Annotated in this window: 10 protein-coding genes; 5 read left to right on the top strand and 5 right to left on the bottom strand. The window is 52.6% G+C overall.

The features are described from left to right. The 3 genes from R6U41_RS10410 to R6U41_RS10400 form a co-directional block, all read right to left on the bottom strand. Positions 1-477: SDR family NAD(P)-dependent oxidoreductase (locus R6U41_RS10410; protein WP_410269777.1), on the bottom strand; the 477-nt coding region annotated here is incomplete at its 3' end. 23 nt (positions 478-500) lie between these two features. Next, positions 501-1,115: a TetR/AcrR family transcriptional regulator gene (locus R6U41_RS10405; protein ID WP_410269776.1), complete on the bottom strand. Its 615-nt coding sequence runs from the start codon at positions 1,113-1,115 to the stop codon at positions 501-503. A 144-nt stretch (positions 1,116-1,259) separates the two neighbouring features. After that, a complete protein-coding gene (locus R6U41_RS10400) occupies positions 1,260-2,456 on the bottom strand; it encodes a DNA-methyltransferase (RefSeq protein ID WP_410269775.1) in 1,197 nt (398 codons plus the stop codon). 159 nt (positions 2,457-2,615) lie between these two features. Here R6U41_RS10400 and R6U41_RS10395 point away from each other — a divergent pair, with 159 nt between their 5' ends. From R6U41_RS10395 to R6U41_RS10385, 3 genes are read left to right on the top strand one after another with little or no spacing between them, the layout of a single operon-like run. Beyond that, the gene (locus tag R6U41_RS10395) at positions 2,616-2,855 is read left to right on the top strand and encodes a helix-turn-helix domain-containing protein (RefSeq protein WP_410269774.1); all 240 of its coding nucleotides are present in this window, start codon (positions 2,616-2,618) and stop codon (positions 2,853-2,855) included. Then, positions 2,836-3,432, top strand: a complete 597-nt coding sequence (locus tag R6U41_RS10390; RefSeq protein WP_410269773.1) for a hypothetical protein — start codon at positions 2,836-2,838, stop codon at positions 3,430-3,432. The genes R6U41_RS10395 and R6U41_RS10390 overlap by 20 nt, the downstream gene beginning before the upstream one ends. 32 nt (positions 3,433-3,464) lie before the next feature. Next, the gene (locus tag R6U41_RS10385; protein WP_410269772.1) at positions 3,465-4,853 is read left to right on the top strand and encodes a DNA methyltransferase; all 1,389 of its coding nucleotides are present in this window, start codon (positions 3,465-3,467) and stop codon (positions 4,851-4,853) included. A gap of 20 nt (positions 4,854-4,873) precedes the next feature. Here the strand turns inward: R6U41_RS10385 and R6U41_RS10380 are convergent, their stop codons facing one another. Together R6U41_RS10380 and rsmG are read right to left on the bottom strand one after the other, a co-directional pair. Continuing rightward, positions 4,874-6,589 carry a YgiQ family radical SAM protein gene (locus R6U41_RS10380; RefSeq protein WP_410269771.1) on the bottom strand — a complete coding sequence of 572 codons (1,716 nt, stop codon included), beginning with the start codon at positions 6,587-6,589 and terminating at the stop codon, positions 4,874-4,876. Beyond that, a complete protein-coding gene (gene rsmG, locus R6U41_RS10375) occupies positions 6,590-8,005 on the bottom strand; it encodes a 16S rRNA (guanine(527)-N(7))-methyltransferase RsmG (RefSeq protein WP_410269770.1) in 1,416 nt (471 codons plus the stop codon). A gap of 97 nt (positions 8,006-8,102) precedes the next feature. Here rsmG and R6U41_RS10370 point away from each other — a divergent pair, with 97 nt between their 5' ends. Both R6U41_RS10370 and R6U41_RS10365 read left to right on the top strand, forming a co-directional pair. Continuing rightward, positions 8,103-8,846 (top strand): RluA family pseudouridine synthase, encoded by a 744-nt coding sequence (locus tag R6U41_RS10370; protein WP_410269769.1) that lies wholly within the window; start codon positions 8,103-8,105, stop codon positions 8,844-8,846. A gap of 136 nt (positions 8,847-8,982) precedes the next feature. Next, on the top strand, positions 8,983-10,044 hold the full coding sequence (locus tag R6U41_RS10365; protein ID WP_410269768.1) for a 4Fe-4S dicluster-binding protein: 1,062 nt from the start codon (positions 8,983-8,985) through the stop codon (positions 10,042-10,044). Positions 10,045-10,056 lie beyond the last annotated feature (12 nt).

Below are 10,056 nucleotides of genomic sequence, written 5' to 3'. Positions count from 1 at the left end.
GCTGGAGTATCGATGTAACCGCCAGCCGCGCCGGTGGTGCGCGGTTCGAGATCCACACCGAGAACGGGAGCTGTTGGGCGTATTTTCCGCCATTTTGGCTGCAGCCAGGCGGGTGACGTTAAAAGTCCCCACCAGGTTGACCTGGATGGTTTTGGTGAACTTGTCTAACGGCATGGGCCCTTTTTTGCCCACCACCTTTGCCGGAATGCCGATGCCTGCACAATTGATCACCCCGTGGACGGCGCCGAAGGCTGCAATTGTTTTGGCAACAGCGTCTTGTGCCGAGGCTTCATCGGCCACATCCGTGTGGCAGTAGATGGCCGCATCCCCGAGTTCTTCGGCCAAAGATGCGCCGGTGTCATCGGCCAGGTCAAAGATGGCGGCCCTGCCGCCTTTTGCCGCCAGCGCCCGGACCGTTGCCGCGCCCAGCCCGGAAGCTCCGCCTGTGACGATAAATGCGTTTCCGGAAATCTCCATTTTCATGCCTCCTTGTGATGAATTTATGCGGTTGCAGATTTGTTTGCAATGCCTTTGGCAATGATTTCAAACAAATCATCTGCATACTGGTCTGCGGGAATATGGCCCCCGAAGATCACGCCCGGCAGACACATGTGCTCGATTCCGCCTAAAATGGCCTGGCGGATGGGATGAGGGTCGATATGCTGTTTGATCTCGCCGTTTCTGACCCCGGTCTGGATGATTTTCAGGATCATCTTGCTGTAATCCTGGACGATTTTGTAGGTCTCGCTTTCATAATAGGCCGGGTAATTTCTGACCTCCAACAGCAGGATTTTGGCAAATATCCGGTTTTCCGCGTAATAATAGAAATGCAGCCGGATCATCAGGCGCAGTTTTTCCAGCGCCCCGTTCCGGCGGTCGATTTCCACCCGGATCTGGTGGACAAAGCGTTTGAGATCTTTTGCCAGCACTTGGTGGAGAAGGCCCCGCTTGTCCTTGAAATACCGATAGATCAGCGCCTCGTTAACCCCAGAGGTGCGGGCGATTTCCGCGGTGGTAATGGAGTTGAAATCCTTTTGCTCCAGCAGGGTACGAAGGGCGTTTTCAATCTTGATCTGCCCGGGCGGCACCTGCCGGGGAGGTTCCTGTATGTCCATATTTGCCCGGCTTTAGAGGTGAATGACAAAATAAAGTAAAACTTACTTACATGCTTTCAGCCAAGTTTTACCCAAACCATCGGGTTTGTCAAGAAAGGAGTTGGCAAGGGCGGGCAAGCAGCAGCGGGAGGTCCGGTTTTATATTTATTTTCCGATCTTTTCTTTTTTCACAGACTCGGGTGTCCACCATCCGTTTTCAATTCGTTTTTTCAAATCCTCGCTTGTGATCAGACAATTGGTTTGCTTTCTGATTTTTGAGAGGTATTGGGCGTCTTCATCCAAATTGTCAAATCGCCTGATAATATCTTCTATCGGCCCGACTTCCACTCCAATCCATTTTCTTTTTTTGATCTCTGCCACCGCATAAGTGGTTCCGGATCCGCCAAAGGGGTCAAAAATGACATCATCCCTGTCAGAAGCCATTTCAATAATTCGATCCATCAGCTTGACCGAAAGTTCGTTAGAACCGTTTCTTTTTTTGTACTTTTTGTGACGGACAGGCGGTATGTCTGACCACACATCTGTTAAATTAATGCCTTCAGGATTCATTTTGTTTTTATAGCCGCCATAATCCTTGATGTCTCCCCGGCAATGCGGGCAAAGATCCATCGGGAGGCGGTCCGGGTGGAAAACATTGGGTTTTTCCCCCTTACAGTAATACAGCAGAGAGTAATGAGATGGGTAAAGCCGGCCTCTGATAGGCAAAGAATATTTAATGTTAACGCTGATCCAGTGTCGGAAGGTCAGTCTCCTGTTTAAATATTCGGCCAGATAAGAATTCCATTTCGGAAGATTCCATAAAAAAAGGCTGCCCCCGTATTTTAATATACGGACGCACTCGGCAAGCCATTTTTCGCACCATTTCAGATACTGTTCTGCTTTTAAATTGTCGTCGATTTTGGAGGGGTATAATTTATTGAGATTAAATGGCGGATCAGCAAAGACAAGATCTGCGGACTCACTTTCCAGATGGGGCATGAGCTCAAGGCAGTCTCCCTGATACAAACTTCCCAGTTCCGTTTCCAGGACCTTCGGAGGGACGGATTTCGACTCGTTGTCCCTTTTAACTGTATTTTCAATTAAGGGAAATATTTCGTCTGCGTTTTGCAGAATCAAATCCCTGACAGAAGAGTCCAATATCCCCATTTTAATTTTGAGCTTTAGTTCCGGGATGTCCCCTGCACTGCATATCCCTTTCAGATCAGAGCCTGAAGGCAGGATGTTGCCTCGGTTGTAATAGTCAAGCTTTTGGGGAGACACTCCGGCTTGTCTGGAAAAACGGTGCAAAGCCAGCTTGTCGTCTGGATCTAAATTTAATGCATCATAGAGCAGGTTTTTCATTTTTTTCTTGTCGTCCGGATGGTGGATTGATTTTTGTGGATGTTCTGTTTGTGAATAACACACCCCTTATCCTCATTCAATTGTTTTTTTGCGGACTATAGTCTGTAGATTGAAATAAGACTTATCGGTATAGAATTTGAAACCCTATAGGAGGAAAAATTGAATCCGGCAACCGCATTCGGGCACGCACTTCGATATTTTCGTATGAATTCAAGAATTTCCCAGGAACGCCTGGCACAGGAAAGCGGATTGGACCGGAGTTATATCTCGCTTTTGGAAAGAGGGATAAGGCAGCCTTCTTTGACAACCATTATTCAGATTGCACAGGCACTGAATCTGCCACCCCGGGACCTGGTGGCAAAAGTGGAGGAAGAGCTTCGTGAAAATAAACCGGATTGAATTTCTGATCAAAAACGGACCGTTTCATCAGTCCTCTGAGTTTGCGGCCATCCTTGATGAAATCAAAAATGCCATTTACTCCGTAACCTATCCGGAAGGAAGCGACGAATTTGTGCTTTATCCTGTAAAAAATGCAAATGGGGTTGTTCCGATTAAAAAAGGGTTCCTGGGCTTTCTTGACAGCAATCAGTGGATGCTTGAACATCGCATGTCCATTGCTTCAAGGTTGCGGCCGGGGCCGGTTGATGCGGTGAAGCAATTGCCCGATGGTCGTTTTTTCGCAGTTGAATGGGAAACCGGTAACATCTCATCGAGCCACAGGGCATTAAACAAGATGGGAGTTGGTTTGCTCGACGGTGTCCTTGCAGGCGGTGTTTTAATTCTTCCTTCAAGAAATATGTATACTTACCTGACCGATCGCATCGGAAGCTATTCTGAAATTGAGCCCTATTTTCCCGTATGGCGAAATCTTGTTGTCAATGAAGGCGTACTTTCGGTCATAGAAATCGAGCACGATGCCCAATCAATGGATGTCGCCCCCATTGGCAAAGGCACGGACGGAAGAGCATTAAGATAAACAGATCAACGGCAGTTTCGGTGCGAACCTGAATGGATCAAATGCATCAAAAGTTTGACAGATATAATCCTCTCGGGGTTCTTTCAGAGGGAATGTTTCCGAAGCTGTTTTCCGGAAGTGAGGTGCTTTCCCCGCAATTAAACGAAGTCTACGAATTGGCCCTGGCTTATTACGAAAGCAGGATTTTAAGCGAGGAGGAACTTCTTCAAAACGGCGCTTATTTCGTTAAGATAGGGGATCAGTATACGCGGCACTATCATATGTGTACAGGTGCCCCGCTTTTGCTGCCCAAACATTCATCGTCCCGCCTCAGATCCTTTTTTGAAAAGAATCAATTTCGCACTGGCTATGCTACCCATGGGTTGTTTCCCTACAGAGGCAAATTTCACCCGCAAATGATTAAAGCTTTGATCAATGTAATGGGCCTTAAAGCCGGTGATGTGGTGTTAGATCCCATGATGGGGTCCGGAACAGTGCCGATTGAGGCGAGCCTTATGAGCATCAGATCTGTTGGGATTGATGCCAGTCCGTTTTGCCGGTTCATGGCCAAAACCAAATATGATGCATTGTCTTTACCCTTGGAGCCTTTGGACCGGGCCCTTGAGAAATCAAGGGAAATTTTTGACTGTTTTTCCAAATCCGTGGGGTCGCCGGTTCCGGGAAGCAAAGGCAGAAACAGTCATCAGAGCAAACCGGGCAATGGTATTCAAGAGCTGAAAAAAAGCTTTCAATCCGGATCAGAGCAAGTCCTGTCTGAACTGGTGGGAAATGACAGTCGCAAGGTTTTTGATTTTTTGCTTCTGGCCTACCTCGACAGTGCGGGATATTCAGAGCGAAGCAAACGCAAATCCCCGTTTGAGCAGTACAATTCCATTCTGGAACGATATGTTTTTGTGGTAAAAAAAATCCAGCACGTACTGGCGGGGGTTGAATCGATTCTGGCCGAAGCAACAATTTTGCAGGGCGATGCGCGGATTCTTCCGCTTGATAGCGAAAGTGTTGACGGGATACTGTTTTCACCACCATACAGCTTCGCCATTGATTATCTGGCAAATGATTCTTTTCATTTAAATTTATTGGGAGAGGATACCAATAAACTCAGAGAAACCATGGTGGGACTGCGCGGGAAAACTATTAAGGAAAAATACTGGTTATACACTGAAGACATGGACTGTGTATTTTCAGAATGCGGCCGGGTATTAAAGCCGGGGCGGTTCTGTACTTTGATTATCGGAACAAATGACAATCAGCTCAGCAAAGCCCTTGGTATACCCAAAGAAGAGGTGAAAGGGCTTCACCGGATCATGACTGAAACAGCCCAACAGCATCAGTTTAAACCGGTGCGGACCCTGGCCAGACAGATATCCGGAATAGCCAATACCATGCGCAATGAATACATTGTCATACTGCAAAAAAACTGACATTAGCCACTTTTGTTCTTTTATTGGGGTTTTTTGGGTTTTGCGGCACGGGCTGCCGGGGTGAGGATTTGTTTCTGGGCCTGTTTGCGCCTGGGGTCGGTTTCCACGAAAAGGGGGTTTTTGCCGGGCCATGTTTTTTTTGTCCAGTACATGAGCGTGGCCACGGTGGCCGGAACCGGGGTGAAGATCTGGACCTGTTCCGGGGCAAAGCCCATTTCCCGGGTGCAAAAGTCTTTTACTGCTTCCATGTCCTTTTCCGTGCATCCCGGGTAGGCGGCCAGGAAATAGCCGGTGAGATAATATTTTTTGCCCAGGTGCCGGGCGGTTTTGCGAAAACGGCGGATAAACTGCCGGGTGAGGTCAATATCAGGCTTTCCCATGAGTGCCAGTAGATGATTTTGGCTGTGTTCAGGGGCGATTTTGAGCTGGCCGGAAACATGATGGGAGATGATCTGCTCCAGGTAGGCCTGCCCGTTTTTCAAGTCAGCAAGGATCAGGTCATGGCGGATGCCCGAGCCAATAAACACGTGTTTGATCCCGGCAATTTTGCGCAAATCCTTTAACAGCCGGATCTGGGGGCCGTGGTCCACGGTCAGTTCCGGGCAGACTCGTTCACCCAGGCATCTTTTTCGGATGCAGGCCCCATGGGTTGCCTTTTTCCTGCACTCGATTTCATACATGTTTGCAGTGGGGCCGCCCACGTCTGAAATCACGCCCTTAAAATCCGGGTGCCGGGCCAGGCTTTCGGCCTCTCTGAGGATGGATTGATGGCTGCGGCTGATCACGGTTTTTCCCTGAAGCGCGGTAATGGCGCAGAAGTGGCATTCCCCGTAGCATCCCCGGTGGGAGATAATGGAAAACGCGATGGTGTCAAGCGCCCGCACCTTGCCCTGGTCCGCGTGCGCGGGATGGGCCCGGCGCCTGTAGCCGAGTTCATGGATGCGGTCTATCTCCTGTTGGCTCAGGGGAAGCTGCGGCGGGTTGCAAACAAGGTAGCGGGTGTCCTGGAGCTGGCAGAGACCGCGGGCCCTGACAGGATCGGTGTTTTTGTAAAACCCGGCAAACATTTCCACAAAGGCGTCCTTGTCTGCGGCGGCTTTGGCATGGGCGGGCAGTTCGAGAAATCCTTCGGGTTTTTGGGCTGCGGCATAGCAGATGCCCCGCAGATCCGTGAAGTCCTGCCGGTTTTGGAAGCGGCGGGCAAGCTCCAGCACGGTTTTTTCCCCCATGCCGTAGACCAGCACATCGGCCTTGGCATCAAACAGGATGCTTCTGCGCACTTTGTTGGTTTTAAAATCGTAATGGGAAATCCGGCGCAGGCTGGCCTCCATCCCGCCGAGCACAATGGGCCGGGTGTTTTTGAAATGCCTGCGGATCAGGTTGGTGTAGGCGATCACCGTCCGGTCCGGCCGCCGGGTGTTTTGCCCGCCCGCGGTCAGATCGTCGCTTTTGCGTTTTTTCCCCGAAGCCGTGTAATTGGCCACCATGGAGTCCATGCACCCGCCGGTCACGCCCCAGAACAGTTCCGGCTCGCCCAGGCGGGCAATATCAGCACCATCGTCCATGTCCGGCTGTGCGATTACCCCGGTGCGGAAACCCGCGTCCATGAGCACGTTGGCAATAACGGCAACGCCCATGTGCGGCACATCCACATAGGCGTCCCCGGTGACCAGGATCACATCCAGGCCGTCCCAGCCCATGGCCTGCATCTGTTTTTTGGTGGCCGGTGGAAACATTTATATCCGCCTTGTCTGGGACCACGTATAAAGGGCAATGGCTGCGGCTGCGGCGGCATTGAGCGATTCCACCTTTGCACTCATGGGAATGGAGACCGCGTTTTTCTCCAGCCCCTTGGGCAGGCCCGGGCCTTCCATACCCGGCAGCAGGGCAAAAGATTGCGGAAACGCAAATTCAAAGATGGGCGTGCCGGTCATGGAAAGGGCTACCACAGGCAGATCCGTTGGCAGTTCCTCAATGGATGGGCCCTGCATCAGATTGGCATGCATCACCGCGCCCCCAGAGGCCCGGATGGCCCGGGGATGAAAGGGATAGGCGGCTTCTGCCAGCACCACGATGTATTCCGCGCCAAAAGCCACGGCCGACCGGATCACCGCGCCGACGTTTTCCGGGTCCTGAAAGGGCACCAGAACCGTGCATCCCGGGGGCAGACCAGCCCGGGGCTGCCACGGGGGGATGGAGGGGATTTCCACCAGCAGCAGGGGTGACCGGGTGCCAAGGACGTCCAGGGTGTTAAACAGCTCCGGGGCCAGCCGGTACCAGGCTGCACGGCCGGGCAGATTTTCCGGGGGCGGCTGGTTTTCAGACCCGGAAATCCAGGCCAGGCATTTGCCGCTGCATTGGGCAATAATGTCACGGATCTGCTTTGTCCCGGACACCAGGGCCTGGTTATGTTTTTTCATGCCTTTTGGGGTCGGCAGTTTTTTCAGATCTTTGTATTTGGCGTTTTGCGCGCTTTGGATGTCCCGGACCCGGTGTTTTTCCGCAGCTTGCTGCCTGCGGCGGGCCGGGGGGGTGTCTGTGCGTTCAAATATCACCAGGCGTCTTTGATTCGGGGTGTTGCCAATGCTGTAGGCCGTATCCTGCCGCAGTTTAAAGCTGTGTTCAAAGGCCTGCTGTGCGGCAGTGATCTCATCTGCGCACCCCGGGCCCTTCATGAAAATCATAAGGCCGCCGGTCTCCAGGCAGCCCTGAACCCGGTGCAGGGTTTTATCCATATGTTCCACCGCCCGGGTGATCACGCCGGCAAACATCTGTTCAAATGACGGGGTCACGGCATGGCCATATACCCGGATGCCCGAAAGACCGAGCTCGAAAATGGTCTGCTCCAGAAAGGCCACCCGGTTCTGCCGGGTTTCGGCCAGCACAATCTCTGTGTCCGGAAAAGCGATTTTCAGCGGGATTCCCGGCATGCCCGGGCCGGTGCCAAGGTCCAGCAGGGGGGAGGGAAGGGGCGTGAGCTCACCGGGCAGAATCGAGTCGGCATAAAGTTTGACCACCATGTTTTCAAATCGGTGAATCCGGGTGAGATTTAATTCCGGGTTGGCCTGGCGCAGCCGGTTGTGGTATTGCCATAACAGATCGATCCGGTCCCGGGCAAGCGCGATGCCGCAGCTTTGCAGAATTCGGTCCATGTCTTTGGGACCCGGGGCTTTGCTTTCCGGCTTTTTTTGAAATGGGTGGTTATTCATCTTTTTTCAATCATGTACCAAAAACATTGAACCCTGAATCATGAACATTGATCCCGGTTTTATCAACACGCCGAAATGGCCCGTGTTTTACGAAGACAATCACCTGCTGGTGGTATATAAACCATCCGGGCTCCTGATACAAGGCGATTGCACAGGCGATGTCTGCCTGCTGGAACTGGCCCGGCAATACATCAAGATCCGGTATGAAAAACCCGGAAACGTGTTTCTGGCCCTGGTCCACCGCCTGGACCGGCCGGTTGCCGGGGTGGTGGTGTTTGCCCGCACCTCCAAGGCCGCCTCCCGCCTGGGTCGGCAATTTCGCACGGGCCGGGTGGAAAAGCAATACCTGGCCGTGGTTCACGGGGTGGTTCCCGGCAGGGGCGGGGACCTGGTCAATAATATGGAGCGAAAAGGCCCCACCAGCCGCATTGTGTCCGCCCCTACGGCAAAGAGCCAGGAGGCCCGGCTTTCCTACCGGGTGCTGGGTTTTGCCGAAAACAAGACGTTTCTGGAAATCGATCTGGACACGGGCCGTCACCACCAGATCCGGGCCCAGTTGGCCTATCTGGGCTTTCCGGTCATGGGGGATCTGCGCTACGGAGCTCCAAACCCCCTGCCGCAAAAACAACTGGCCCTGTTTGCCCATAAACTCTCATTTGATCACCCCACAAAACAGCACCGCCTCAATTTTACCGCCCCTCTGCCCGCGGACTGGCCCTGGCCCGGGATGAACACGGATGCCAACGCCGTGGTCTGGGACTGGAAAGCTTTTGTTCAAAAATAACGAACGGTCGTTTTATTTTCGTTGACAACCATTGCCAACAAAAATAAGGTTATCCATCTGAACACTTACTTTTTACGAAACCATCAAACCTGTCAACTGCAAAAGTGACATAACGCGGATTTGCCAAGGAGGCCCCATGAGTGAGGTATACGAACAATTGCGCCAGCGGCTCGACGACCTGGGAACGGGTTTTCCGGCCACGCAAAACGGCGTGGAAATCAGCATTTTAAAGCAGCTTTTCACCGAGGAAGACGCCCGGATGTTTCTGATGCTCACCCCCATGCTCGAAGACCCGCAAAGCGTGGCCAAGCGACTGGAACTGCCCGAGGACCAGACCGCGTCCCACCTGGAAGACATGGCATCCCGGGGCCTGCTGTTTCGCCAGAAAAAGGGCAAGCGGGTCAGGTACGGGGCTGTGCCCTTTGTGGTGGGCATTTATGAGTTTCAGTTAAACCGTGTGGACCGAAAGCTCGCAGAGGAGCTTGAATCCTATTATCAGCAGGCCCTGGGCAAGACATTTCAGCAATGGTCCACCCCGGTGATGCGCACCATCCCCATCAACCGGGAGATCGTGTCCGAATGGCCAATTGCCGCGTATGAAGACGCCATGACAATCATCGACAATCAGAAGACCATTGCCGTGGCCCCGTGCATCTGCCGGACCTCTGCGGCCCAAATCGACCAGGCGTGCGACAAGCCCCTGGAAACCTGTTTTCTGTTCGGTTCCCACGCGGCCTATTACGTGGACAACGGCATGGGCCGCTATATTGAAAAGGATGAAGCCAGGCAGATCATTGCCAAAAACGATGAGGCCGGTCTGGTGATGCAGCCCTTCAACTCCCAGAGTGTGGGCGGCATGTGCTCCTGCTGCGGCTGCTGCTGTGGAATGCTCCGGTCTTTAAAACTCCAGGACAGCCCGGCAGAAGCGGTCAAGAGCAACTATTTTGCCGAAGTTGATGAAGAGGTCTGCGTGGGGTGCGAGACCTGCGTGGAACGCTGCCAGATGGATGCCATTTCCGTGGTCGATGAAAAAGCGCATGTGGTGGAAAACCGCTGCATCGGCTGCGGCCTGTGCGTGACCACCTGCCCCACGGACGCTATGGCCTTAAAGAAAAAATCCGAGGACAATCTCTACCTGCCCCCGGAATCCGGCATGGAAACCTATATGCGTATTGCCAAGGAGCGGGGCAAGATCTGATTTTTGCCTGAA

It is taken from the genome of Desulfosalsimonas sp. (assembly GCF_046483245.1).
GTDB lineage: Bacteria > Desulfobacterota > Desulfobacteria > Desulfobacterales > Desulfosalsimonadaceae > Desulfosalsimonas.
Note: the sequence above shows the minus strand (reverse complement) of the source record. Positions and strands in the feature narration are given on the sequence as shown.